Raw genomic sequence first — 26,668 nt, forward strand, 5'->3', positions numbered from 1 at the left:
CTTGTCTATACCTTTAAGGAGAAATAGTGATGCATACGATCGCCCGCACCCCAACCACCGATATGGAAGTTACCAGCATCCGCCTAGAGCGGGAATTGAAAGATAAGCTCAAAGAAATAGCTGGCAATCAGGGATATCAAGCTTTGATTCGAGATATCCTTTGGAATTATGTCCAGCAAAAATCAGGTGAATGGAAGCCTCGATTTTCCCGAACCGACATTCGAGCTAGCATCGCTGCCACAGCTCAACAAGAAGAACGCTGTGTACTCACAGGTCAACTAATTCAACCCCAAGAACCGATGTTGTTAGGGCTGACTAGGAATGGGGATATGGTTCCTCTGAGTGTTGAGAGTTTGGTTGGATAGTCTTATATTCAGGCAATGCAGCTCAGTTATTTTTGCTAAATAACTGAGCTGCATTGAGAATTTACCTTTATTTTATCCAATGAGTAAAACTTATTGTTAAGAATTGTAGCTATAGGACTCATATTTGATTTTTGAACAAAACTCAGTACACCTTTATTCCTTCTTCCCAGTCCCCAGTCCCTTACCTCTACGAGTGATTCAGAAATCAAATCGGATTGCTTATGTACTCTATTGCTGCTACAAGGTAGCTCTGTTTGATGGTCTGGCTTGCTTATATTTGATTGAGAGCAACACAGATCAAAAGGTAGCTCGTTAAATAGACTAAAATAAAAGCTAAATTTTACAAACTTTCTAAAGTATATTCAGTGTTATTACGGATGTTTCTGGGAGATTTTCCCTGAAATTCCAGAGAAATTACGGTTTATGTATACTTATAGACAGGATATTCTAAGTCAAAGTTAGTTAATTATCTCAATATTTAAAAGATAAACCAGCCAACAATAATCAGGCTGGGACATTTTAGAATATCCTAAGTATCTCACTACCCATGTAGCAATTTGCTTAATATAATGCGAACTTGGCCATGTCCCATAGAAAAGGGCTATAACAGGTGAGAGAAAGTATTCATATAAGAATTGTCAATTATCAAAGTGGAGCAACACAACTAACGGTGAAGAATATGCCAACCGGTTGGGTGCAAAAACAATGGAGTTATTATCCGAGGGCGTGCCAAGAATGAAAAAGCCTTTATCGTCGCCGCCACATTATGTAGATGACATAGATCGACTACAACCTTACCAAGTCAAGCTGATGCAGCATCAGGAAGAACCTGCCCAAAAGTTGGTAGAAAAGATTAACCAAATCATTGCCAATAGCTCCACTACGGCGTTAATGCTGCAAGATATTGCCAAATTGCTAGGAGTTGTCTTTCAAGTAGATTGTTGCTGCTTGGTTTCAGTAACAGGTGAGACATCCGACGAAGCAACTACTAGTAATTGGTGCGCTGATGAGTATCTAGCGTTACCACACCAAGAAGAGATGTTTTCGATGGAACAGTTGCTTATGCACTCGCCAGTGCTGCAATGTGCTGCTGAACCATTGACTATTGAAGACATTTCCATCATTCAGAACAGTCTGGTAATTGGGTGTCAATATTTGCCACTACCGATAAAAGCAGTTTTGGCAATTCCTACCCGGTTTGGTGGCAATAATAATGGCGTGATTAGTCTGATACAATTCCAACCCTATGATTGGAGTGAATCAGAAAAACAACTACTAAAACAGGTGGAATCGGCTTGCGCGATCGCTTTTTCTCGCGTAGCACAAGCCCAGCTAATTGCTCATCAACAACAGTATCTGCAAAAGAGCAATCAGTATCAAAGCTTGATCAAGCAACTAACACTACTGAGCCGTAGCAACTTGGAGCTTAATCAAATGCTCCAGTTAGTTATTGCCTCTACTGCCGAATCTCTACAGGCAGATCGGGGTTTGCTCATACTACTAAAATATACAGACCCACTATTTAGGACTCAAGCTAAAAAACAAGTTCCTAAAGCGAAAGCTAGAGTGGTTGGTGAATGGGCTAAGGAAACCCAAATTTCTCGCATTACTAAACCAGATACCTTAGAAGATCAGTCTTTCTTGCTATCAGAGTGTGGTTTATGCCAGCGTGCCTTCATAGATTCTGCCAAAGGAGTAATAGTAATCTTCGATAATTACACAGAGCAAAATGATACTTCGTCAGCTGCTCCATTATTTGCAATAGAGCAATTGCCTGCGGTCTTATTAGTGCCATTAGAAAATCAAGGTAAAATCTTAGGATTCTTGGTGTTACAGCAAGCTGTCACTCGCAATTGGCAAGCAGCAGAATTAAATCTTGTGGAACTGGTTTGTGCTCAAGTAAGTAACGCCATACTTCAGTCACAGACATTGCGCCAAGTGCAAACTTTGGTAGATGAGCGGACGGCGAAACTACAGAGTAGTCTAGAACTCCAGGCAAAGTTGCATGAAAGAACCCGGCAGTATGTTGAGCAACTGCGGAAACTCAATGAACTCAAAGATGAATTTATGAGTAACATGAGCGATCGCTTGCGCTATCCTTTGACAAACATGCTGATGTCAATTCGGAACTTACGTTTGCCAGGAATCGCGCCAGAGCGTCAGGTTCGATACATGGATATCCTAGAGCAGGAATGTACAAAAGAAATTAACTTGATTAATGACTTGTTGACACTCCAGAAACTAGAGTCGCCTCACGAAGCCCCGCAATTAGAATCTATAGATTTAAATATTAAAATTCAGGATATAGCAGCATCTTTCGAGAAAAAACTCGCAGAGAAGGGATTAAAGATTTCTGTAGATTTACCAGAAGAATCGCTAAAACTGCAAACTGAACTGGAGAGTTTTGACCGCATCCTGCAAGAATTATTAACGAATGCCTGTAAATACTCACAGCATGATACAATTGTCCACCTGAAAGCCTCTCACCAAGTTGATCAACAAATTGATCAAGTTATCATGAAGGTGACGAATACAGGACATGCCATCTCTCAAGAAGAAGCGACTTATATCTTTGACAAGTTCCGTCGCGGAAAAGGGCGCTGGACTCCAGGGACTGGCTTGGGACTTGCTTTAGTCAAGTCTTTAGTGCAGCATCTGAATGGAGCGATCGCAGTTGAAAGTCTCGCAATTTCGGATTCTCAACAGAGCGAAATTTGCTTCACCCTGACTCTGCCCCAATTTTCTGACGAAAGCAAACCATAATTCTGAAAGTGACTAAAAAACAGAACACAACAGAGAACCGTGATTCCCAGTCTCTTAGTGATGACATCAACCTCGAAGGGGATTTGACTGTTGATGCAGTCGTGGCAGCTAATGTAGAAGTTCAAATTGAGAAAATAGCAGAGCGACAGCGACAAATCACCGCCAAAGTCCAAATTCCCCAACCAGTAGAACAAATCTGGAAGGTTCTGACAGATTATGAAGCCTTACCTGACTTTCTCCCCAACCTCGCCAAGAGTCGTCTAATCGAGCATCCCAATGGTGGTATTCGACTAGAGCAAGTAGGCTCCCAACGCTTACTGAGTTTCAATTTTAGTGCGCGGGTAGTTCTGGATTTGGAAGAATACTTCCCCAATGAAATTAACTTCCGCATGGTGGAGGGAGATTTTAAAGGCTTTTCTGGTAGCTGGTGCTTAGAGCCTTATTCTCTTGGTGAGTATGTAGGAACAAATCTATGCTACACAATTCAAGTTTGGCCTAAACTCACTATGCCAGTGGGAATCATTGAAAACCGCCTGAGCAAAGACCTGCGGTTAAATCTCTTGGCTATTCACCAACGTGTAGAAGAGTTAGCCAGCAAACAACCTTATGTATAGTTAAACTATCATTCAGGCTTGTTCCTGAATGATAGTTTAATTTCCTATATTTCTAGCAAAAAATGCTTTTGCTTTTTTATTGTTTTTAAGTACCCCCAGGGGAATTCGAATCCCCGTTACCTCCGTGAAAGGGAGGTGTCCTAGGCCTCTAGACGATGGGGGCATCGGACTCAGACCTTTTATAAGTTAACCAATTTCCTGGCCTTTGTCAACAGCTTTTGCCAAAAAAAGTTTGTGGCGGCTAAACTGGGTGGAGGCAAAAGCTTGAAGAGGATAGAAAGACATGGAGACACCAAAAGAATTCTCTAGATACCTTTGCGGCAAGCCGCAGGGTTCATCAGCGTCCGACACTGTGAGTTTAAAGGGACGCTCAGATAGAAAAGCTAAATTCAGCAATGGCAGAGGGTATGATGTTGTACCGTGTAAAGTTAATATCTACGGTTTTTTATAAAAGATTTTGAAATAAATCGCTCAAAATCTACAAAATGGAAGCATCTTTTGAAATTACCCTACAGATGGCGATCGCCGTCCTTGCAGGCATTAGCGCCCAAGTGCTGGCTGCATACTTTCGGATACCCAGCATCGTTTTATTATTGCTGTTGGGCATTCTCTTTGGCTCTGATGGCATCGGGCTGTTGCATCCCCATTTACTCGGCAGTGGATTGGAAGTTATTGTCGCCCTAGCAACGGCAATCATTTTGTTTGAAGGCGGACTTAACTTGGATTTGCGAGAGTTAGGTAGAGTTTCAGTCAGCCTGCAATTGCTTGTCACTCTAGGAACGCTGATCACATTGCTTGGTGGGAGTATGGCTGCTCACTGGCTGGGTGAATTTCCCTGGAAGATAGCTTTTCTCTATGCTTCCATTGTTGTGGTGACAGGCCCAACCGTCGTTGGCCCTTTGCTCAAACAAATCAATGTAGATCGGCAAGTAGCAACACTCTTGGAAGGAGAAGGGGTTTTAATTGACCCTGTAGGAGCTATCCTCGCCTTCGTCGTCCTTGACACGATTCTAAATGGCGATGCTGACCCCATTAATGCGATCGCAGGTTTACTCATGCGCCTGGGTGTTGGTGCAGCAATTGGCGGTGCTGGCGGTTATCTGATGAGTTTGATTTTCAAACGCGCCAGTTTTCTCTCATTTGAGCTAAAAAACTTAGCGGTATTAGCGATACTTTGGAGCCTGTTTACCTTATCGCAAATGATCCGTAGTGAATCGGGAGTAATGACAACAGTAGTTGCAGGAGCCGTTTTTGCTAACTCCTCAGTCCCAGAACAACGTTTGTTACGCAGCTTTAAGGGTCAGCTGACAATTCTCAGCGTCTCGGTGCTATTTATCTTATTAGCTGCTGATTTATCTATTGCCAGTGTGTTTGCTTTGGGTTGGGGTAGTTTATTCACTGTTTTGGTATTAATGTTTGTCGTTCGCCCAATTAATATCCTGTTGTGTACCTGGAACAGTGACTTAAACTGGCGACAAAAACTGTTTTTAAGCTGGGTTGCTCCTAGAGGAATTGTTGCTGCCTCTGTCGCTTCTTTTTTTGCGATTTCGCTGACACAGCGTGGCATTAACGGCGGTGATTCCATCAAAGCTTTAGTTTTCCTCACAATTATCATGACTGTTGTCTGCCAAGGGCTAACAGCCGGCTGGGTTGCTAAATGGCTGCAAATCACTTCCAAAGACGTAACTGGGGCAGTGATTGTAGGTTGTAATCCGTTAAGTCTTTTGATTGCCCGCTTCTTTCAAGAACGGGGAGAAAACGTAGTCATGATTGATACTGACCCCGAATGTCTTGTGCAAGCCGAGGCGCAAAATCTGCGAGTGATTGCCAGTAGTGGGCTTGATGCTGCTGTTTTGGAAGAGGCAGGGCTTGGCTCTATGGGTACGTTTTTAGCTATGACTAGTAATGGCGAGGTGAATTTTATTTTGGCTCAACGAGCGGCTGAGGAATTTAAACCGCCGCGCGTCTTAGCTGTTTTCCCCCGCGACCCGCAAGCGAATATTTCGGTTAATAATAAAGTTAATCAAGCTTTTATCCCAGATTTAGCGATTAAAACTTGGAATGAATATTTGAATGATGGGCGCGTCAAGCTAGGGACAACTACGTTAGATGAGTTGGAGTTTTCTACTCAATGCGATCGCATCCAAGAAAAGATTCGGACTGGGGTGTTGATACCGCTATTGATAGAGCGAGAAGAACGCTTACAGGTAATGCCAGCTAACCAAGATTGGGAAGTTGGCGATCACATTATTTACCTGTTGCATGACCCCAGACCTAGCCTTTTAAAACGCTTATCTGGTGCTACCCAATCCACTCCCCTCTCTCTAGAAAAGCTACCAGAGGTTGAAGACCTATCCCTCGCCCAATTGCCTCAATTTTCAGCTAGTGAGGCTCCTGGGGGATGAGGTAGAGGGACAGGGAGCAGGGAGCAGGGAGCAGGGAGCAGGGGAGAATATGCTGTAATTTCGCACCAATAGTAGGATTTCAGAGCAAATAAATTTATTTCAAGATGCATAGCACAAGAAATAATGCGTCCAAGATCAAGCCCATATATAAATTTAGAGCCTTCTCCCTCTGCTCCCTGCCCCCTGCCCCCTTTCCTGTTTATTAGCTTTGGGAAGGAATAAATTCGCCTTCTGGCGGTTGTTGCGAATTATCAATTTCTAGTCTTGGCGTTTCTTGATATATTTCCCATTCTTGCCACAGTAAAGCAGATAAATGCACTATGGCAAGAATTAGCGTCGCCATAGAAATCAGATAACTGTGGATTGTATAAAGGTGTTCGACGGTAACTGTGTTAATCGCTCCACCCCCAGTTAGGATCTCGCGCAGTTGTCCACCAATAAAAGGAATGGCTTCGATGGTTCCTAGTTCAATGTTAAAACGCCAGTATCCTTCCTGAGTCCAATCTAGGATCATCGCTGTCCAATTCAGTGCGATCGCGCTTAGGGTCAACAAAATCCCACTAATCCAAGCAGCCAGCCAACTCTTGCGAAATTGCCGACCTAAAAACATCACCACAATTTGAATCAGAGCGATCGCAATTACCGCGTTACCAGCAATATCATGCGCTCTCCAAAACAACCACCCATATGGCAGTTGTGTATTAATCATCTTCAATGAGTTATAAGCTCCGCCTGCTGTCGGTTCATAGTAAAAAGAAAGCATTACTCCGGTAGAGATATAAATTAAGCACAAAGTCAGAATCACGACCGATATTATCGTTGCTACTCGTCGCAAAATCCTGTCGAACTGGGTGCTTTGCATAGCTCGCCCCTCCTGTTCTTAACTAAGTATTTATTACTTTTACAATTTTAACTAAGAAATATTAATAAATGTTGCAATAATCAAATTTTAAAATCGGATATATTAAACAATTCTTGATGAGCTAACTAGCTCACCTCAGACTTAAATCTGAGGCTAATAGCCCAAGTCCACTCAAGTGGACTGAAATTGTTTACTAGGCGATTGTTGGGACTAGCGTCAGATATCAGTTAAATCAAATATTGCACCCAAGCTTTTAAGGGTTCTGCTGAACCATACCAAATCCCAGGACTTCTCGGAGAATGCCTCACACCTTCAATCACTAGATTTTCTGCCCCTTCGAGGTGAGCAGCTTCAATGGGTGTGATTCCATCTCCCCAAGTGTTGCCCTTACCACAGGTTAATTGGTAACTACTGTAAGCTAACCAGCTACCGCGCCGCCTTTGGCCAAAGATAGTTTTACCAGCCACACAAACGTAATTAACGTTTTTGTAAAAAGCTCCTGGGTAGTTATTGGTGACAAAATCTAAATTGGAGCGCGTCCAGCGTTCTTGACTAATATGGGGTGTACCCAAGGTGATGAGAGTAGCAATCAGGGGATGCCCTTCCCAGAGAGATGGTTTAAGGTTACCGCGTCCTAAATAAGGCTTTTCTCCCATGTAGATGCGGGATATCCAACCTCCTGCTGAGTGAGCAATCAAGTTAATTTGAGTAGCATTATGTTGCTCTAATATATGCTTGATTGTAAGATCAAGTTGTTGCAGAATTGGCGTTACAGGTCTTCCTCCAATAGTGGGTAGCCAGTCACGCCGTCGCAGTGGTACTGTAACGGTGGGAAAATCTAACTGTTGTAGGGATTGTTCTAGTTGGTGGTAAGCGATCGCGCTTTCTAGATATCCAGGTACAATAACTGTCGGTAACGGCATTTTAAATTTTGGATGCAATGATTGATGAGGGTTTGAACTTTTTTGACGAAGAAGTAGTCAAAAGTTAGAATTGCGATCGCACAATGGACTCCTTTTATAAAAACCCAAATAGCTCTAGTGGGGTTTAGGGCTAGAATTTCAATAAAATTGTACATTTTGCAACAGATTTAGGGGCTGCTGATGTGGTAGCATTTTCACATAGGGGCTAATCTTGGATAAATAAGTTTCCCATCTGTTACAGAAGCGTAGTTGAGTGGAAAACAGGAGAAAAAACGAAGCAACTTCAAGAAATGTTGTTATCTGCTCAAATTTGTGCTTTCAGTTAAACTTTAATAAATATCCGAGATATTAGTTTTAATTCTGTGCGTCATAACAATAAGAAAAGAAATCAAAAGTAGTAGTTTTTAAAATATCTCTTTAGCAAGCTCAAATTGGAACACATGATACAGCGTCATTGATCAATTAAAAACTTGAATAAATGGCAATTTTGGCGTTTTTATTGCCAGGAGATGAAGTTATTATTTCCTTAGTAGGATGCATATCTCGCAATATATTGCAAGATAATCAAAAAGAGAAAAACGCTAGTCAACTGCAACTGAGCCGAGTGAACGATAACAGCTATGTCTTACGTCTCCCTGTTTAGAAATATACCAGAACTTTTAAGCCAGCCAATTGGGATAGCAGCTATAGCTTCTCTTGGCATCCACGGTGCGATCGCGATGATTGTGCCATTGATGCCTATGGATTCTAACAAACCCAAAGATACAGCATCATCAAAAACAGTTGGACTTTTGGAATTAAGCCAAGCCGACCAAAGCCGTTTGCCGCAAAGCACGCCCCAAGTTGGTTTACAACAACTTCCTCCAATAGCGCCACTTTCTACTCCCAACTTTAGCGCCCAAACTCTACTGCCTCCAGTGGCGCCAGCGCCATCGAGTCAGCTAGTACTGCCTCCGCTACCCGCATCATCGAATAACTATCGAGTTTCCTCCTTGCCTACAAGGCAGTCTTTGCGGATGATTCCTAGTGGTAATTTGGGATTTGATGCCTCTAAATTTGATAGTTCTAAATTCAATAACATCCCTAAATTCAATACCAGCCCTAAATTCTCTCCATCAGCTTCTCCTGTGAATGTCAGTGAGAGGAAATACGAAGCACCTCAGCCTCTGGCTGTAAATAGATTACCAGAATTGCAATCGCAGAAAATACCTGATGATATTCTGCAAAATACTCAATCTCCGAATCTACCTGGCACTAGCCCCATTACAACAGCACAGGTAAATACGACACCACAAATGGCGCAATCGGTTAATGATGCGTCTAGAATTGCTCAAAGCCCGTTGATAAATTCTCTAAAACAAGCTCCAAGGGCTGGGGATAGCTTAACCTTAATTAGGGGAACCGCGTTAAAAGCACCTGATTTATCTGCTAAAGGAACTCAACTGGCTATAGCACAGCTAGACTCCTACGCAAACCTGAGAAAAGAAGTCCAGCAACAATACCCCGACGCTGAACAAAAACCAGTTATCCGCCAAACGTTACCTACGAAAAAGCCGAATCTTGAAGGTGCTGTTTTGGGTGTATTAGTGGTAGATCCTGATGGTAAAGTCTTAGATATCAAGTTTCAAGACAAGTTAGTTTCCCCGGAATTGAAATCAGAAGCAAGGGAATACTTCAACAAGCAATCCCCCAAGGGAGATAAACAGATTAGTTCCTATCCATTTAACCTAAGTTTCCAAAACAACATTAGCAATACCACTGGAACTAATCAATTATCTGCACCGGCAATCAATAACAATCAGCTTACCCCCAAACCATTTCCGGAACTGCGAATCAGAAATAATCAGCCTGCTTCCTCATCGACAGGTACTTTTAAACCATTAGCTGCACCAAAAGTTAATGGCAATCAGCCTAAGTTCTCACCAACATCTGCTCCCAAACCATTATCTGAACTGCCAATCAGAAATAATCAGCCTGCATCCTTTCCAACAGGTACTCTGAAACCATTATCTACAACGGGAGTCAATAGCAATCAACCTACGACTTCACCAGCAGTTACTTCTAAACCATTCCCTGGACTGCAAATCAGAAATAACAAGCTCACACCTTCATCGGCGGCTACTACTTCCGAATCATTATTTTTGCCAAGAGTCAATAAGAGTCAGCTTACACCCTCTACTGAATCGGATCGAAAATTAGTAGAACAGTTGCGTGAATTGAAGGAAAACAGACAAAAGTCTAATCCAGAGAAATAATTACCAGATGGTTATTTTGGATTAAGATACAAGCTCAATGGCACAGCCATTTGAAAGCTAGTTCTTTGTGACCATTGGCATAGTTGCTTTTTATTCAGCCCACCCCATGTTACAAAGTACGGGATGGGCTGATTTTTATTGGCAAGTGCCTGAATTGTTGGTTTTTTAGGTGTTAGTGTTGAGCCAACACCTAATAAAACTGAAGCGGGTTCGGGAACACTCTTTACCAGCCTTTTTCTGCATTCTGAAAAACGTAAGCAGCTACCTCCAGAATCTCCTCAGAACTTAACTTGCCTTTAAAAGCAGGCATGGCATTTTTACCATTTTGTACTTGGTGGATAATCGCCTCGATTGAGTCGCTATCATAATTTTCTAAATACTTTGACAATGCTTCCTTTTTCAAGGTTTTCTGGCTAATAAGGATGTTACCGCCACCTATATGGCAAGAAGCACAGTTAGCCTCAAAAATTTTAGCACCGTTAGATATTTCGGCAGCTAGTGCTGGACTAATGAATATCAAGTTGAATAGAGCGATCGTCCACAGTAGGATTAATAAAAGTATTCTCAACAGAATTTCCTCGCAAGAAGCCTCCAGCAAGAGTATAAACGCGATTAATGCCTGATTAAGTCAAGTTTGATCAAAATTGGCGGTAACGAGTTTACCCCTTTATCACCACAGGTTACTTAGCGTCTTAGGGGAGGATAGAACTCGTTACCGCCATTTATTCATTGTATGCGTCACTCTAGGAGTGTGATGTGTTGCTATGGGCTAATTTCAGAGAAGGAAGCCCAGAAAATCATCTTTCTTATGTGAATGAGGATGTTTCTAGCCTTGCACAGTGATTGTACCAACCATGCCAGCACCACGATGGGGTTCGCAGTAGAAGGTGTAGTCACCAGCAGGTGCGTCTGCGGGGAAGGTAGTTGTTTCCTTTTGACCAGCACTCATCAGCAAATTCTTATGAGACAGAGATTTTGCTAAAGTAGCGTCCTTAGATGGGTTTTTGCCAGCATCAAATACAACATTATGGGGAGGAACTTTATTGTTCACCCACTCAATTGTATCACCTGGTTTAATTGTCAACTTTTTCGGTTCAAATGCCAGCATTCCTTTATCGCTACCCAATTTCACCTTGTAGGTGTCAGCTGATGCACTGGGAGTAAAAACAGCGAAGCTGCTAACAACTAAAAGGATTGTTAACACAGCTAAACTAATACGTCGCCAGCTTGCCGAAATCAATTTCATAGCTCTCTCCTAACAAACAATTTTTTTTCCTTATCTTATTTTAAATAAAATCAACGCCAAAGTATGACAATCTGTCATAGATACATTTTTTTTTTAACAATAAGGAGAAATTTATTGCAAAAAGCTGTGCAATCAGTAATAAATATTAGACTGAGATCGCCCAAAAACCTTGTGAATAAAGGTAATCGGGAAAATAAGAGATTTTTATTTTTTCTTTAGGAATATTTTGGCTTTTGAAGAATTTTTTGTGACCCAACCAGGAATACTTTGTGCTGCTGCAAGAACGAAAGCAGCTAAAATTTGGTGAAAACTGGGGAATGGGGAATGGGGAATAAGGAATGCCATACCCTATGCCCTATGCCCTATGCCCCAATGACTCAGCACTAATTCCAGGATTTAGTAATAGATTTTTCCGCCTCCCCACTTAGTGCCAACGATTTTGGGTTGTAAGAGAATATGACCGGCGATCGCCTCCAAGTCTTCATCTGTCAGATTTCGCATTGCTGTGAAAATATCTGCACTTTTGATACTGGGGTGGATTTCAGAAATCTCTTCTTCTCCGTCGTAAGTAGTAGGATTTTTCAGATAATCCACCAAGCCTTCAATGTTATTACGGTTGGGTGTTGCCAGTGCCAAATCTTCTGGAGTGAGTCCCACGTTCTGGTTTGTCTTGGTAACTCCCCCAGCATGACATTGGGCGCAAGCGTAATTAAATAAGCGTTTGCCTTCTTTGACTTGTTTAAGGCTAAGTACGGTGACCTCACCCTGAGTATTTAATGGCACTGTTCGGGTAGCTTTGTCCAGTTCCACTGCTGTCGCGCTACCGACAATCAACTGAAACGAGAGAAAAACAGTAACCACAACAACGCCAATTAGTCTTCTAAACATGTTTCCCCTTAAAAATTTATGACGCTCAACACAGCTAAGAAAGCGATTCTCAATCTCCAAGCTGCTAATTGCTAATGACTCATTGTTTTTTATCATTAGTTATCAGTGATTAGCCAAAGCCCGAGATAACCCTTCAGGTGACCTCGCGATCATCGCCCATCGAGTCGCTAGTACCTTTTGGGCATATTTCAGACGAGATTTGGGAAATAATTGCTTTTGCATCTTCTAACGCCAAACGAGTCTTTTGGTGTTTGTAAGCAATTCCCAGTTGGTTGCACAGAGAAAACACTTTTTCTACAGGAATGCTGTAGTCGGCTGCTATCTCTGCGATTGATAGGTCTGCAAAACCCATAATGCTTGTTAACTGAGTAGATAGAGATTGAGTCGCTGTAATACCAATATCACGTTAGGAGTGCAATTTGTTGCCCAAAATACTGTTTGGGAATCGGGAGGGGGAGTGGGGGGAGCAGAGGGAGCAGGGAGAGCAGGGGAATAACTTTTAACTCTTAATTAATTACATTTAGGAAAATTAACGAAAAACTGCTGCATCATGAAGATGAAAGTGGCATTAACCATGCTATGGACAATCATCTTTTGGTCAAATCCGTTCGCCTCTGAAAAGTCGCTGCTGAATTAAGGTGATAGCAACGATCGCTGCTGCTAACAAAAATGCGTACCTGCCACGGTGTAGCGTAGTTAACTACCGTCATTAATGACGATCGCGATCGCCAATCCCAAAAAATTAAGTAATCTTTTCTTGACCACAGACAAATAACAGTCTTTGTTGTTACTTGTACCTTGTGTTATCAAGGAGTGATATTTCACTTATTTGAAATTTTGGTTGAAAATTGCAAGTTAAAATAACGAAAACTTATCAAGAATGCTGATGGAAGCATACTGAGTTTCTCAACAACCAGATTTATGTCAGGATGTTTTACTCATAAACATACATTATGGATTTTGTTCAGGTTGAAACAACTGCGCCACTGACTCTGGAAATTCCCCAGATTGCCTTACCGCCCACAGCACTTTCTCCAACCTCTCGAATTCCCAAGGATGCGATTCGCACTAGTTTAAAAGCCTCCACTACAGATTCTGTCTTAGCAACGGTTTACTCTCTTGGAACTGGGGGGATTTTACTCAGCAATTTTTTGGTGGAATTGGGTGCTAGTCCAGTGGTATTTGGGATGCTGTGCTCTATCCCTATGTTGGTCAATCTTATTCAGCCGTTGGGTGCTTATTTGTCTGAACGTAGCACTAGCCGCTTTCAATATTCTCTTCAGACACACGGAATTGGTCGGCTGCTATGGCTGCTTCTAATAATCGGTGTTGCCGGCTTCAACTTGGGCGTGATTAATACTCACCAGTTAGTGATGTTGACACTCTTGATTGTTCTATTCAGCAATCTTTTGGGAGGATTAGGAGCGCCATCGTGGCTAAGTTGGGTAGCAATGATAGTTCCCCGGCAATTGCGAGGCAGGTATTTTGGGATACGCAATAGTGCTGCTAGCCTCACCAATTTGGTTTGCGTACCAATAGCGGGTCTAGTTGTATCACATTGGTATGGTGGAAGTATTCAAGGCTATGGGGTGGTTCTGCTGGTAGGTATAGTGTTTGGGATTGTGGGATTGGGGTGTCAATATTTCCAGGTGGATATGAATCCGCAATTGCAGAACACTTATTATGGCAGCTTACCTCAAACAAATGAGATTAAACAAGAGGCAAGGGAGCTCTTAGCTGGGAGCAAGGGGGATAGAACAGAAAGGGATTCGACCCCACCTGTTGCGTCAGCTTCTAGCATCTGGAAAAACTCTAACTTTTTGAGATTTCTGCTGTATTTCAGCTTCTGGTCTCTTGCTGTTAACCTCAGCAGTCCTTTTTTTAACCTTTATATGCTCGACACGCTCGATTTAGACGTGAGCTATGTGACTATCTACAACAGCCTTCAAGCGGCGGCGACTTTGCTGATGCTCATTGTCTGGGGCAAATTAGCAGACAAGATAGGCAATCGTCCCATCCTTATCTGTATTGGGATTTTGGTTGCAGCCACACCACTGCTTTGGCTGGGGATTGGTGCTGATCGCCTTGATATTTGGTTGTGGTTACCCCTGTTACACATCTTGGCTGGAGGTACTTGGGCGGCGATTGACTTGTGTAACAACAATATACAATTGGCGATCGCACCAACTAAAAATCAGTCTATCTATTTTGCGATCGCAGGCGCCGTTGCTGGAGCGAGCGGTGCTTTAGGCACAACTATAGGCAGCTTCATCGTCCAATTTGCTCAGTTTGGAGGCTTACTGGGGTTGTTTGCCCTCTCTAGTCTATTTCGACTAGCAGCGCTTATCCCACTACTTTTTGTCAAAGAACCAGAGAGAGCATGAGGGAGCCAAAAGTGAGAAGTTAGAAGTTAGGAGTGAGGAGTTATGAATTTTACACTCATAACTCTTCACTCCTAACTCATCACTTTTGACTTTTGACTATTCGGCCGCGGAAGAAGTCAAGGACATTGTTTCCCACAACACCATCTGAGGTGTTGTTAATACAGGCTGGTGTAGCGCAATCAGCTGGGCTAGGGTGTTTTTTAATTGGGTACGGGGTACGATATCATCAACAAAACCGTGCAGGAGCAAATCTTCAGCAGTCTGGAAATTCTCGGGTAGTTTTTCCCGCAGGGTTTGCTCAATCACTCGCCGACCGGCAAAACCAATGGTTGCTTTGGGTTCTGCCAAAATGATATCGCCCAACATCGCAAAGCTAGCGGTAACGCCGCCCGTTGTGGGATTGGTTAAAACAGGAATATATAATAATCGGGCGTCTTTATGGCGCTGTAGGGCTGCGGAGATTTTCGCCATCTGCATCAGGGAGAGCATTCCTTCTTGCATTCTTGCGCCACCAGAGGTGCAGACGATCACTACAGGATACCGCCGTTGAGTGGCTTGCTCAATCATGCGGGTGAGTCTTTCTCCCACGACTGAACCCATGCTACCACCCATGAAGCGGAAGTCCATAACCCCAAGGGCAATGGGCAAACCATTGATTTGACCTAAACCAGTTTTAACTGCGTCTATTAAACCAATTTTTTCTTGCATTTCCCGCAAGCGATCGCTGTAAGGTTTGCGATCGCGAAATTCTAACGGATCGCTTGGACGTAAATGCTCGTCTAGCGGTTTCCAGGTATTATTATCTATCAATTGACGGATGCGCTCATCGCTGTCTACCCGATTGTGATGACCACATTCGGCACAAACCATCTGGTTGGCTTTCAGGTCTTTTGTATATGCCAACACACTGCACTTAGAACATTTATGCCATAGCCCATCAGCAATTTCACGTTCTTGGCGTTCGAGGCTGGTAGATCCTGACTTCCGCCGATTTGCAAACCAATCAAATAGAGACTTTAAACCGCGTGATTCTTCGTTGTTAGCCATTTTTTATTTTATTTTAAGTGGGTATGAGGTAGAAAACATGTCAAGCCGTATCGGATTATCCTTAGCCTTTCGTCATTTGTCTTTATTAATGACCCTTCGGGTGACGCTCCTACGTCGCTTACGCTGCGCTAACGCCAGTTGCTCATGGGGGAAACCCCCAGACGCTCGCAGGCTCGCTAACGCTGCGCTATCGCTTTTAGCGTCTCCCCTTCTCCCAAAGGGAGAGGCTAGCGCCAAGGGAGAAGACCGCACTGGCTCACTAATAGCTACATCGTCAAAGTAAGCTTTTAAGCAATTCAGACTTTAATTTTCATCTTTGGTTGCCAGCTTAACGAAAATACTTATGCCAATACAAGTCCTTGCTCTTTTTTCAGCAGACTTAATTATATGGACATACTGACAAAGCCATGAGAATACCAACCTCCAAATAAGATGCTTTCCCCCTCCTAGCCAAATCAATGATTTGTATTGCTAGGTTATGACCAATCAGCATCTGTTGCACTAGTTGTGATTGCCAACGGTTAATCGTCGTTAACGGATTACGGAAGTCCCCACCTTCTCTGCAAGACGCTAACGCGAACAATGTATTCATAAAGTGGAAATTGTGAGCGGCTGATGACGATTGCATCCAGGATATATAAGGAATACCGATTTCTCGGATATTATAGTTAGTGTTTTGACCATCAATGCCACAAGCGAAAACCAAGCTTATAGGTATATGTTGCAAGAAAACCCTTCCCTAGGGGACGCTACGCGTAGCTTGCTTCTCCGTTCGCGCAACTTGCCGTAGGGAAGGAGTATGGCAGAGCTATGGGTAAAAGATTTGGGTCTTGGGAATCAGGATTTCTGCCCTTGGAGGGATGTCAGACCAATAGAACTACGGAGTTCTCTTGGGTATTCCCGATGAATTGGGAGAGCTACATCCGTCTAGACGGCGGGGTAGTTCACAAGGGTAATACAAGTCACAAGCTGAATATTATCAAAATATCAAGGGTAGATGGGGTAATGCTGGTTACAGTCACGAATTATAAATATTTATTATGAATGAACATTGGGCATTGAGAAGAGGCAGAGGGGCACTTAGCAGGGAGCAGAGGAGAAAGAGATAATTTTTTATTCTCCCCCTGCCCCCTGCTCCCCCTGCCCCCTGCTCCCCTGCCTCTTCCCTACTCCAGTTCAAAACGCTGGAAAGAATAACCGCAAGTAGCTAGACAAAAGGGCTTCGCCGCTAAATAGAGTAATCACAGATCCCAAAGCCAGAAAAGGGCCAAAAGGCATCTTTTGTCCTAACCTTGGTAGTGATGTTTTTTGACTCGCGGCTTTGCCTCTACGTATAATTACACTGCTGCCAATTAGCGCTCCTAGCACACAAGCAATAAAACTAGCTAAGAGCAAATATTTCCAGCCTAACCAGGCTCCCATCATGGCTGCTAACTTGGCATCACCTGCACCCATTGCGGTTTTACCAAAGGCAATTGAACCCAATAGAGCGATCGCATCAAACAGCCATAAGCCCAATACTGCACCGACTATCGCCATCATCAGGTGATTTACCAATGCCACGGAACTAGCCTCTGGTAAAAAACCAACCACCATTTGAAACAGAATCCCCACCACCAAACCCGACTGAGTAAGTGGATTGGGTAAAGTCATTGTATCTAGGTCGATAAGCGATAGCGCCAATAACCAACTACAAAAAGCCCAATAGCCTATTGTTAAAGTCGAAACTTGGAATACCAAAAAAACTAATAAAAAAATTATGCCCGTTACCCCTTCTACCACAGGATAACGGACAGAAATTTTGCTTTTGCAATATCGACAGCGCCCTTTTAAGGAAATCCAGCCGAACACTGGTACATTGTCGTAAGCTTTTAGCTGGTTTAAGCATTTAGGACAACGAGAAGGCGGCCAAAGAATTGACAACCCAGCAGGTAGCCGATAAACAATAACGTTGATAAAACTGCCAATAGATGCACCTAAAGCAAAGACCATTACACTCGCCGGAATGGCGAACAAAATGTCCATACAATCATTTGTCCTTTGTCATTTGTCCTGTGTCATTTGTCGTTTATCTTTTGTCCTTTGTCGAGAACTAATGACTAATGACCAATGACCAATGACTAATGACTAATACATGTGCGATTCTATTTGACTTAAGGGTACAAAACACTCTTGAGGTAAAAGAACTGGTTGGTTAGTAAAAATAACCTTACCTCGATGAGTCACACGATTAATTGCTACACCGGAAGATTGCCCTGCTATTTCGGGATGTACTTCACAGTGAGTATAGTATATCTGCCCGGCGGCTCTGATTAGGGCGGGATCAATCAAAGGCGATTGGTTCTTTGGGGCGGTAAAATTTACTTGACCTTGTCGTAATGCGTACACTATCGACTGTTATTAGATTGCTAGATTTCCCTTTAGTCTACCCGAAACTTATAGCAAAGGTTGCCAAATTGCCCAAGTTGCATTTTTAATTATTTTCTTTCAAGAGCTAAAATCAGTGCATCGCCCATAGCGCGGCAACCTAAAAGGTTTTTTCCTGGAGAAATTATATCCCCGGTGCGATCGCCTTGTTCTAAAACTTGCAATACGGCTTGTTCAATGTGATCTGCCGCTTTTGGTTGGTCTAAACCGTAGCGTAACATCATCGCCGCACTCAAAACCTGTGCTAAAGGATTTGCCTTATCAAGTCCGGCAATATCTGGGGCGGAACCATGAACCGGTTCAAACACGCCAGGCCCAGAAGCACCCAAACTAGCCGAGGGTAACATCCCAATACTACCTGTGAGCATGGCAGCAGCATCAGAGAGAATATCACCAAACAAATTGCCTGTAACTATGGTGTCGAACTGCTTGGGAGAGCGTACTAACTGCATAGCTGCATTATCTACATATAAATGAGAGAGTTCGATATCTGGATATTCTTGTGAAAGTTGGGTGATGCGATCGCGCCACAACTGAGATACTTCTAATACATTCGCCTTATCTACCGAACAAAGTTTTCCGCCACGTTTCCGCGCCGCCTCAAAAGCCACCCGCCCAATGCGTTCAATTTCCGATTCGGTGTAAACCATTGTATTTACACCGCGTTTCTCACCAGTTTCTGTGGCAAAAATCCCTTTAGGTTTACCAAAGTAAATCCCACCAGTGAGTTCACGCACCACCATAATATCCACGCCTTCCACAACTTCGCGCTTCAAAGTCGAGGCGTCGATTAGCTGGGGCAAGATTTTTGCTGGGCGCAAATTGGCAAATAATCCTAAACCGGCGCGTAGTCCTAACAAACCTGCTTCTGGGCGTAAATTGGATGGCAGGGAATCCCACTTATAGCCACCAATGGCAGCAAGTAACACAGCATCACTGTTACGGCAGGTATCTAGAGTGGCAGATGGTAGGGGTTCTCCTGTGGCATCAATTGCTGCACCACCAATGAGGGCTTCTTGGAATTCAAACTTCAGATCAAATTGCTTCCCTACGACTTTCAGCACATCTACCGCCACTGCCATAATTTCAGGGCCAATGCCATCGCCGGGGAGTAGAGTAATGCGGTAGTTCTGGGTCATAGCTTGTTATTACTAGGTAAATGCTTGCAGATCAAATATCATACCTAGCAAAATGTACCGATGGAGTTTTTAATTTATTTGGGTGTGTGTTGTCTGAATCGCCCTTTTGATGCTTAGTTCCCAATTTATTTGCCAATTCAGAGACACTAACTCCAGCAGTAGCTAAGACTAAGGGTTGTGTAGAATGGCTTGTTATGTGAAAAGAGCAGATGTTAGCTTTACTTGGGAATAGAGTGTAATTGCAACATCACCCGGTATCCCAGCTATTCCCAAAAGCCCATTACTAATACCATTACCCACTGACCAAAGCGTTGACTGGTAGATGACATTATTTGCCATCTTATCTCTATCATCAGTCCAGCGTGAATCGTTCACATAGGTTTGTCCCCACTTGTTACCAGCTTCGATCGCACTAGTAATAGTTTGCCCGATAACAGGCATCTTCATAATCGATTCAAAATCCATACAGCTTTTACCTGATTAACTGAGAAGACCTAGAGATTTCTAGCTTTAGTATTCTTAGTAACGCAACTTAATTATTGGTATTATTTAAAACCTTAGTGAAGATAGCGGTAAATAATGCCCATTAGGCAAAGCTACTTTACATAAACTCAGTTTCAATTTCCGAAACGACACTGCCAAAAGCTGTAGGAAAAGGTTAGGTTAACTGTTAATCACAAGCCGCACCCCAGCAGCGATGGTAAAAGAATTAGCAATTTGCACCCGTGGACTAACTAAGCAATTTGACCGGCACGTTGCTGTCAATGACGTTGATTTAGAGATTCAGGCGGGGGAAGTATATGGATTGATTGGGCCAAATGGCGCGGGTAAAACAACTCTCATCCGGATGTTGGCAACTGCTGAGGAACCAACTACGGGTGAGATTTATATTAATGGCGATCGCCTACTCCGTGACAAGAGTAATCCAAAGCTCAAGCGTCGTCTAGGGTACTTACCCGATGACTACCCGCTATATGAGGATCTAACAGTCTGGGACTACTTAGATTATTTTGCGCGTCTGTATCGATTGAGAGAACCACGCCGCACCCAACGCCTACATGAAGTTTTAGAACTAATCCAACTTGGTAATAAACGCCACAGCCAGATTTCTACTCTGTCGCGGGGAATGAAACAGCGCTTAAGTTTAGCGCGAACCATTATCCATGAACCGATTTTACTACTACTAGATGAGCCTGTTTCTGGGCTTGACCCCATTGCTAGGATGCACTTTCGTGAAATCATCAAAGCTTTGCGAGAAGCTGGGATGACTGTAATCATTTCTTCCCATGTTCTCAGTGATTTAGCGGAACTATGTACTTCTGTGGGAATTATGGAACTTGGCTTTTTGGTAGAAAGTACCTCATTACAACAACTTTACCAACGTCTTTCCCACCAGCAAATTGTGATATCAACCCTGGGGAACTTAGAGGCACTTTTAAGGGAATTAAAATATCATCATTTAGTAGAAGAGTGGGAGGTGATATCAGGAAAAAATAGCGTGCGGGTGAATTTTTCGGGTAAAGATGAAGATAGTGCTGAGTTGTTGCGATCGCTCATCAAAGCAGGCATTCCCCTGACTGATTTTCACTGCACACAAGAAGACTTAGAAACTATTTTCTTAAAATTAGGTCACAAACAAGCATCTTGATCTGTCGATAAATATCACTCCCCATTTTTGGAGAATTTTTTCCCATGATGCTCAATTTAATAGACAAAATCGGCGATTGGAATCCGCAATTATTGCGGGAACTCAAAGGACGGCTGAAATTTTTTAATGTAGCGATCGCAGTTGCAACATCCTTACTACTGCAACTGGTAGTTTTTGTATATCAGTTCCGCGAGTTTCCTGATGATAAATACTCGCTAATTGGTACATACTGTCGTTTGCGTCAAGTATATGAACCACAACAACAAAACCAGATTTTCAAGCAATCAAATAATGCATCAAAATTTGTTGACTTCAATGATTTCCTCTCAAAGAACTTTTGCCCTGCAAATGAAATTGATTGGCAGTTGTGGTGGCGAGACCATTGGGAATATATATTCCTAACATTTAGTGTAATTTTTGTATTTACACTACTAGTTGCAGGAAGTTATTTGCTAATCAACGATTTAGCCAAAGAAGAAACTCGCGGTACGCTGAATTTCATCCGTCTCACTCCCCAATCAGAAACAAGTATATTGACTGGCAAGTTGCTAGGAGTACCGAGTTTAATTTATCTGGTAATCTTAGTTGCAGTTCCTTTACATTTGTTGGCTGGACGTTATGCCGAAATTGCCTTTAGTTACATTTTGAGTTACTACGCCATTCTTATTGTTAGCTGTATTTTCTTCTACAGTGCTTCACTACTATTTGGTTTAGTTAGTCGTTGGTTTAGCGGTTTTCAGCCTTGGTTGGGTAGTGGTGCAGTTTTCCTTTTCTTGTTCACAACAATATTGATGGCATCGTCTTATAGCAACGGTTTAAATAATTCAACTGCTTGGTTAAGACTTTTCGCTCCTTGGGATACAATAAATGATCTGTTTCCCAACTTGTTACGTGTATACAATGGTTCTCAACTGAAAAACTTGGAGTTTTTCTATTTACCGTTAGGGAAAAATATTGTTAGTGTTGTTGGCTTCCATTTATTGAACTTGGGATTGTACAGTTACGGAATTTTGCAAGCTCTTAAACGTTGCTTCCGCAATCCTCAAGCCTCAATCATCAGCAAAAGACAAAGCTATCTATTGGTAGCTTTTTGTCAGGTGATGATGTGGGGATTTAGCTTACAATCTTGGCGAAACAATTCCAGATTTAATGAATATGTTGCACAAAATTTAATTTTTCTGGCACTATACAACTTAGTGTTGCTTCTTAGTTTAATTGCTGTGCTTTCCCCTCATCGTCAAGATGTACAAGATTGGGCAAGATACCGACATCAGGAAGTTTCTAGTCGCAAGAGTGTTTGGCGGGATCTAATTTGGGCAGAAAAAAGCCCTGCACTCGTGGCGATCGCTATTAATTTGACAATTGTTGCTATCCCTTGGCTACCCTGGATTTCACTTACATCTGTTTTTGATACAGAATATAGTGACAATTTTGACAAGTTGAAAGTACTTTTAGCTGTAGCTTTGTCTATTAGCATAATCATGATTTACGCTACCATCGCCCAATTGATACTTTTGCTGAAAACTCCTAAACGTTCTTTCTGGGCAATAGGTACTATAGGTGCGGTGACATTATTACCACCGATGATTCTAGAATTTCTCGGTATTTCGTTGTGGAATCATCCTACTATATGGTTGTTTTCAAGTTTTCCTTGGGCAGCGATCCAATACTCTGGGGCGACAACAATTTTTATGGCATTCCTAGCTCAGTTGAGTGTTTTAGCGTTGTTGAATTTCCAGTTAACAAAGCAGGTGAGATTAGCAGGCGAATCTGCTACGAAAGCATTGTTAGCAGGACGCTAAGTAAGTAGTTATCCATTAGAACCCCGATTTCTTTGAGAAATCGGGGTTTTTGCGTTAAGGTTAAACCTTTAATTAGCACGAGTATCACAACAATCTAACAATAATGCTAAATCTGCCGACTCAAGACCTACGCCATACAGCTATCCAGTTTTTAGAACAAAGTCCCCTACAGCGTCTACAAACTCTTAAGCAACTGGGCATAGCTCGTTATGATTTTTTAACTAAGATCCGTCTAAATGAAGCAAATATAATCTGTATGATGGGGTTTTTTAAATATCCAAGTCAGCTAAAGTTTCCGAATCTAATAGGAGCAGACTTATCTGGTTTAATTTTAGATGGAGTAAACTTAATTCGAGGAAACTTATCAGAAGCAAACCTACAAGGCAGTAGCTTAGTCAATGCAGACCTCTTATTTGCAAATTTTACGAAAGCCGACTTGAGAAATGCAGATTTACGAGGTGCAACTCTTAACGAGACTATTTGGGTAGAGACTCTAGTCGATAAGTGTCAGCTTGGCGTAGGTACTGGTTTAAATCATCTGCAACGCCAAGATTTACAATCACGCAGAGCTAGATTTAATTCCTGAGAAAATGCTAATTAAAACACACAAAATTATAAGATTATTAAATTGAGATTGACCTGGATAAATTAATGAGTATTAAGTTGCCCCAAAAATTGATGTTGCTGGGTTCAGGAGAACTAGGCAAAGAATTTGCGATCGCAGCTCAACGTCTTGGTAATTATGTGATTGCCGTTGACCGCTACGCCAATGCTCCAGCTATGCAAGTTGCTGATGCTTATGAAGTTATTTCTATGCTCAGTGCTGATGATTTAGAAGCTGTAGTGAAAAAACATCAGCCAGATATTATTATACCAGAAATTGAAGCAATCAGAACAGAAAAACTGCTCGAATTTGAGCAGCGAGGGATTACAGTTATACCGACTGCGGCTGCCACTAACTATACAATGAACCGTGATAGAATTCGGGAATTGGCACATCAAAAATTAGGCATCAGAACGGCTAAATATGGTTATGCAACAACTCTAGAAGAATTGATTGCAGTTTCTGATGAAATTGGGTTTAGTAATGTTGTTAAACCTGTAATGTCATCCTCTGGTAAAGGTCAGTCTGTAGTGCAGGACGAGAGTGAGGTTGAGAGGGCTTGGAATTATGCGATCGCTAATTCTAGAGGAGACAGTCAAAAGGTCATCGTAGAAGAATTTATTAACTTTGAAATTGAGATAACTTTACTGACAATTAAACAGTGGAATGCACCGACTATTTTCTGTTCTCCTATTGGTCATCGTCAAGAAAGAGGCGATTATCAAGAATCGTGGCAACCCGCACTAATTTCTGAAGACAAGATAGTAAAAGCCCAAGAAATAGCTATAAAAGTCACCGATGCTTTAGGAGGAGCCGGAATTTTTGGCGTTGAATTTTTCATTACCAAAGACGAAGTGATTTTTTCTGAGCTTTCTCCCAGACCTCACGATACAGGAATGGTGACATTAATCTCACAAAGTTTAAACGAATTTGAACTTCATCTGCGAGCAATTTTAGGCTTGCCAATTCCTCATATAGAACTGCTAGGAGCATCAGCCAGCGCGGTAATTTTAGCTTCAGAAAAATCTGATTCTATTGCTTTTAGTGGTGTAGCCGATGCTTTGTCAGAAAAAGATGTAGATATTAGATTATTTGGTAAACCTAATGCTCATCCATATCGGCGAATGGGCGTAGCTTTGGCGAAGGATGATAATGTCGAAGAGGCTAGAGAAAAGGCTATTAGAGCTGCAAGCAAAATCACAATTATCTAATTCCTGTAGGGACGCAGTGCGCCATTGGTGTAAACTTAAGCTTATAACCCAACACCATAAGTCTTTGGGGTTCGCTCTACTAGCGCCCTTAAAAAGCTTGTCGTTAACCACATTTTTGTAACAGTCAAAGTTTCGCGCTCACCCAATATCAGCCCAGAACTTAAGTTCTGGGCTGATAGCTAAAGTCCACTCAAGTGGACTGAAATTTTCCATTTTACCGAAAAGTTGGGTAAAAGCCCCCAATATCCTAATTAGCGATCGCAGCAGCTTTGACACTGGAGCCAAACAGAAACAAAATTAAGAAACTGGGTAAAAACCAGCTAAATTTCAGAAGATTTTCTTTGTGTGTGAGTAAGATTCTTGGAAAACAAAAACCGCTCACCATTAAAGCGCAATTATAAAAATTTTTTTAATGTTGGAAGCTCCCAGCCTGCTTCGCTGAGGCTAGGGTACTTCATAATCCTAAATCTACAGCAATGCGGTGGGCGCAAGCAAACCCAGAAAAAGCTACTGCATTCAACCCTTGACCCGGAAAAGTACTATCCCCTACACAATAAAGTCCTGGAATAGCTGTGCGATTAAAGGGCATATTCAATAACCCCCGCAACTTCCGTCGGGGAATTGGCCCATAAGTGCCATCCTGACGACCCAAAAAGCGGCGATGGGTGCGCGGTGTCCCCACTTCCAGATAATCCAATCCAGTGTCTAATCCGGGAAAAATCTTTTCTAGGCGATCAATAATTCGCCAAGCCGCATCTTCTTTCTTCGCTTCGTACTCACTCGGAGAGAGTTTTTTCCAATCATCTATCCAATGAGGCGTAAAGGCATGAATGATGTGATATCCATTTGGTGCTAAATCTGAATCAAGCAATGTGGGGATCGAAACGAAAACAGTGCCTTCTGCTGCTGTCATCTTTTCCCAATCTTCTAGCAAAATATGGTGGCACTCTGTCCCCGCAGGTAAAACTGACTCCTTTACCCCGATGTGCAAACTCAAGAAGCTTGGAGACTTTTGATAATTTTGTTGCCACTTTTTCTCATTATGTGGCATTTCTTCTGCTGGTAATAATTGTTCAAATGTATCCCAGCGTGTAGCATTAGAAACTATGCGTTTACCCCGATATACTTTACCATTAGCCAGTTGTACACCTACCGCTTTTCCCTGTTCTGTGACAATTTTCGTGACTCTAGCTTGGTACTCAATCTTACCTCCAGCCTTCTCTAGACCCTCTACCAGTTTTTGGGCAATTTGTCCCACCCCGCCTTTAGGATAGTTAACTCCGCCATAATGCCTGTCAGAAAAGACCATCCCAGCATTAATCATTGGTGTCATGTCTGATGGAACCACGGACCAGCAATAACACTCCATATCGATAAATCTCAATAATTGCGGGTCTTTAATGTAGCGCCGCGCCACGTCCCCGGCATTTTGGGGCAGATACTTAGCTAAACCAAGACACGCCAAAGGATGCTGAAAAAATACCCGCAGTAGATAGCGAGGTTCTTCTAGCGACAGCAAATCCATGCTGTTGAGACACTTGAATACTTTTTGGCATTCGTCATAAAAGCGACGAATCCCCTGGTCTTCATGGGGAAAATGAGCAATAAGATTTTGCAAAAATTTTTCATAAACTCGGTCAACCTTCAGGTCTAAACCTTGGGGTAGATGATAGTGAATCTGCACCGGATCTGCGATCGCTTCTTGGCTAACCTTCACAGCTGACAAAGCGCGGGTGAGTAAATTAGTAGTGCCGTTCTGTCCCAGCCCAAAAATCATCGATGCGCCAACATCAAATCGATAACCTTGGCGTTCAAAATAACCAGCGCTCCCACCTGGAATCAAATAACGTTCCAGTACCAGCACTTTTGCTCCTTTAGCTGCTAACTGGGTTGCTGTTACTAATCCGCCAATCCCAGACCCTATCACGATTGCATCAATTGTCATTTGTCATTTGTTCTTTGTCCTTTGTCTAGAGTCCCTTGTCTTTTGTCTAGAGTCAATCAATATTGACTAATGACCTGACCAATAACCAATGACTAATGACTAATCAAAAAAAAGAGGGACGAGCCTGCTGCTGCTGGCTA

23 protein-coding genes and 1 tRNA gene are annotated in these 26,668 nt (G+C 42.5%); 10 read left to right on the forward strand and 14 right to left on the reverse strand.

The features are described from left to right. Positions 1–29 precede the first annotated feature (29 nt). The 3 genes from LC608_RS21315 (at position 30) to LC608_RS21325 (ending at position 3,742) form a co-directional block, all read left to right on the forward strand. Positions 30–365: a ribbon-helix-helix domain-containing protein gene (locus LC608_RS21315; protein WP_229555412.1), complete on the forward strand. Its 336-nt coding sequence runs from the start codon at positions 30–32 to the stop codon at positions 363–365. Positions 366–1,100: 735 nt separating this feature from the next. Beyond that, entirely contained in the window at positions 1,101–3,128 is a 2,028-nt protein-coding gene (locus LC608_RS21320; RefSeq protein ID WP_229555413.1) for a GAF domain-containing sensor histidine kinase, read from the forward strand. 8 nt (positions 3,129–3,136) lie between these two features. Beyond that, positions 3,137–3,742, forward strand: a complete 606-nt coding sequence (locus LC608_RS21325; protein WP_229555414.1) for an SRPBCC family protein — start codon at positions 3,137–3,139, stop codon at positions 3,740–3,742. Between the two features lie 90 nt (positions 3,743–3,832). On the opposite strand, the gene LC608_RS21330 is transcribed toward LC608_RS21325, so the two are convergent. Continuing rightward, positions 3,833–3,905: transfer RNA gene (locus LC608_RS21330), tRNA-Glu, on the reverse strand. A 322-nt stretch (positions 3,906–4,227) separates the two neighbouring features. On the opposite strand from LC608_RS21330, the gene LC608_RS21335 reads away from it, so the two are divergent. Then, positions 4,228–6,147: a sodium:proton antiporter gene (locus tag LC608_RS21335; RefSeq protein ID WP_229555415.1), complete on the forward strand. Its 1,920-nt coding sequence runs from the start codon at positions 4,228–4,230 to the stop codon at positions 6,145–6,147. 202 nt (positions 6,148–6,349) lie between these two features. Here the strand turns inward: LC608_RS21335 and LC608_RS21340 are convergent, their stop codons facing one another. After that, a complete protein-coding gene (locus LC608_RS21340) occupies positions 6,350–7,009 on the reverse strand; it encodes a cytochrome b N-terminal domain-containing protein (RefSeq protein ID WP_229555416.1) in 660 nt (219 codons plus the stop codon). A gap of 227 nt (positions 7,010–7,236) precedes the next feature. Further along, on the reverse strand, positions 7,237–7,932 hold the full coding sequence (locus LC608_RS21345; protein WP_229555417.1) for a triacylglycerol lipase: 696 nt from the start codon (positions 7,930–7,932) through the stop codon (positions 7,237–7,239). A 620-nt stretch (positions 7,933–8,552) separates the two neighbouring features. On the opposite strand from LC608_RS21345, the gene LC608_RS21350 reads away from it, so the two are divergent. Then, the gene (locus LC608_RS21350) at positions 8,553–10,187 is read left to right on the forward strand and encodes a hypothetical protein (RefSeq protein ID WP_229555418.1); all 1,635 of its coding nucleotides are present in this window, start codon (positions 8,553–8,555) and stop codon (positions 10,185–10,187) included. A 223-nt stretch (positions 10,188–10,410) separates the two neighbouring features. On the opposite strand, the gene petJ is transcribed toward LC608_RS21350, so the two are convergent. The 4 genes from petJ to LC608_RS21370 form a co-directional block, all read right to left on the reverse strand. Continuing rightward, the gene (gene petJ / locus LC608_RS21355) at positions 10,411–10,755 is read right to left on the reverse strand and encodes a cytochrome c6 PetJ (protein WP_229555419.1); all 345 of its coding nucleotides are present in this window, start codon (positions 10,753–10,755) and stop codon (positions 10,411–10,413) included. A gap of 258 nt (positions 10,756–11,013) precedes the next feature. Next, positions 11,014–11,433 carry a plastocyanin gene (gene petE, locus LC608_RS21360; protein ID WP_229555420.1) on the reverse strand — a complete coding sequence of 140 codons (420 nt, stop codon included), beginning with the start codon at positions 11,431–11,433 and terminating at the stop codon, positions 11,014–11,016. Positions 11,434–11,829: 396 nt separating this feature from the next. Beyond that, entirely contained in the window at positions 11,830–12,321 is a 492-nt protein-coding gene (gene psbV / locus LC608_RS21365; protein ID WP_229555421.1) for a photosystem II cytochrome c-550, read from the reverse strand. 133 nt (positions 12,322–12,454) lie between these two features. Continuing rightward, entirely contained in the window at positions 12,455–12,673 is a 219-nt protein-coding gene (locus LC608_RS21370; protein WP_229555422.1) for a hypothetical protein, read from the reverse strand. A gap of 601 nt (positions 12,674–13,274) precedes the next feature. Between LC608_RS21370 and LC608_RS21375 the strand changes: the two genes are divergently transcribed. Further along, positions 13,275–14,705 (forward strand): MFS transporter, encoded by a 1,431-nt coding sequence (locus tag LC608_RS21375; protein WP_229555423.1) that lies wholly within the window; start codon positions 13,275–13,277, stop codon positions 14,703–14,705. Between the two features lie 96 nt (positions 14,706–14,801). Here the strand turns inward: LC608_RS21375 and accD are convergent, their stop codons facing one another. From accD to LC608_RS21405, 6 genes are all read right to left on the reverse strand, one after another. Beyond that, the gene (gene accD, locus LC608_RS21380; protein WP_229555424.1) at positions 14,802–15,752 is read right to left on the reverse strand and encodes an acetyl-CoA carboxylase, carboxyltransferase subunit beta; all 951 of its coding nucleotides are present in this window, start codon (positions 15,750–15,752) and stop codon (positions 14,802–14,804) included. Between the two features lie 379 nt (positions 15,753–16,131). Next, positions 16,132–16,479, reverse strand: coding sequence for a hypothetical protein (locus tag LC608_RS21385; protein WP_229555425.1), 348 nt, complete (start codon positions 16,477–16,479; stop codon positions 16,132–16,134). Between the two features lie 449 nt (positions 16,480–16,928). Beyond that, positions 16,929–17,777 carry an A24 family peptidase gene (locus LC608_RS21390; protein ID WP_229555426.1) on the reverse strand — a complete coding sequence of 283 codons (849 nt, stop codon included), beginning with the start codon at positions 17,775–17,777 and terminating at the stop codon, positions 16,929–16,931. Positions 17,778–17,879: 102 nt separating this feature from the next. Beyond that, entirely contained in the window at positions 17,880–18,140 is a 261-nt protein-coding gene (locus LC608_RS21395; RefSeq protein ID WP_229460416.1) for a hypothetical protein, read from the reverse strand. Between the two features lie 89 nt (positions 18,141–18,229). Beyond that, positions 18,230–19,318 (reverse strand): 3-isopropylmalate dehydrogenase, encoded by a 1,089-nt coding sequence (gene leuB / locus LC608_RS21400; RefSeq protein WP_229555427.1) that lies wholly within the window; start codon positions 19,316–19,318, stop codon positions 18,230–18,232. Between the two features lie 192 nt (positions 19,319–19,510). Then, complete coding sequence (locus LC608_RS21405; protein ID WP_229555428.1) at positions 19,511–19,783, reverse strand: hypothetical protein; 273 nt, start codon at positions 19,781–19,783, stop codon at positions 19,511–19,513. A 232-nt stretch (positions 19,784–20,015) separates the two neighbouring features. On the opposite strand from LC608_RS21405, the gene LC608_RS21410 reads away from it, so the two are divergent. The 4 genes from LC608_RS21410 to purT all read left to right on the forward strand — a co-directional run bounded on the left by LC608_RS21410 (position 20,016) and on the right by purT (position 24,583). Then, the gene (locus tag LC608_RS21410) at positions 20,016–20,966 is read left to right on the forward strand and encodes an ABC transporter ATP-binding protein (protein WP_229555429.1); all 951 of its coding nucleotides are present in this window, start codon (positions 20,016–20,018) and stop codon (positions 20,964–20,966) included. Between the two features lie 44 nt (positions 20,967–21,010). Further along, the gene (locus LC608_RS21415; protein ID WP_229555430.1) at positions 21,011–22,768 is read left to right on the forward strand and encodes an ABC transporter permease subunit; all 1,758 of its coding nucleotides are present in this window, start codon (positions 21,011–21,013) and stop codon (positions 22,766–22,768) included. Between the two features lie 103 nt (positions 22,769–22,871). Then, on the forward strand, positions 22,872–23,354 hold the full coding sequence (locus tag LC608_RS21420; RefSeq protein WP_229555431.1) for a pentapeptide repeat-containing protein: 483 nt from the start codon (positions 22,872–22,874) through the stop codon (positions 23,352–23,354). A 65-nt stretch (positions 23,355–23,419) separates the two neighbouring features. Beyond that, positions 23,420–24,583 carry a formate-dependent phosphoribosylglycinamide formyltransferase gene (purT, locus tag LC608_RS21425; protein ID WP_229555432.1) on the forward strand — a complete coding sequence of 388 codons (1,164 nt, stop codon included), beginning with the start codon at positions 23,420–23,422 and terminating at the stop codon, positions 24,581–24,583. Positions 24,584–25,037: 454 nt separating this feature from the next. Here the strand turns inward: purT and crtH are convergent, their stop codons facing one another. Further along, positions 25,038–26,528 (reverse strand): carotenoid isomerase, encoded by a 1,491-nt coding sequence (gene crtH, locus LC608_RS21430; protein WP_229555433.1) that lies wholly within the window; start codon positions 26,526–26,528, stop codon positions 25,038–25,040. Positions 26,529–26,668: the final 140 nt, after the last annotated feature.

It is taken from the genome of Nostoc sp. XA010 (genome assembly GCF_020829625.1).
Lineage (GTDB): Bacteria > Cyanobacteriota > Cyanobacteriia > Cyanobacteriales > Nostocaceae > Nostoc.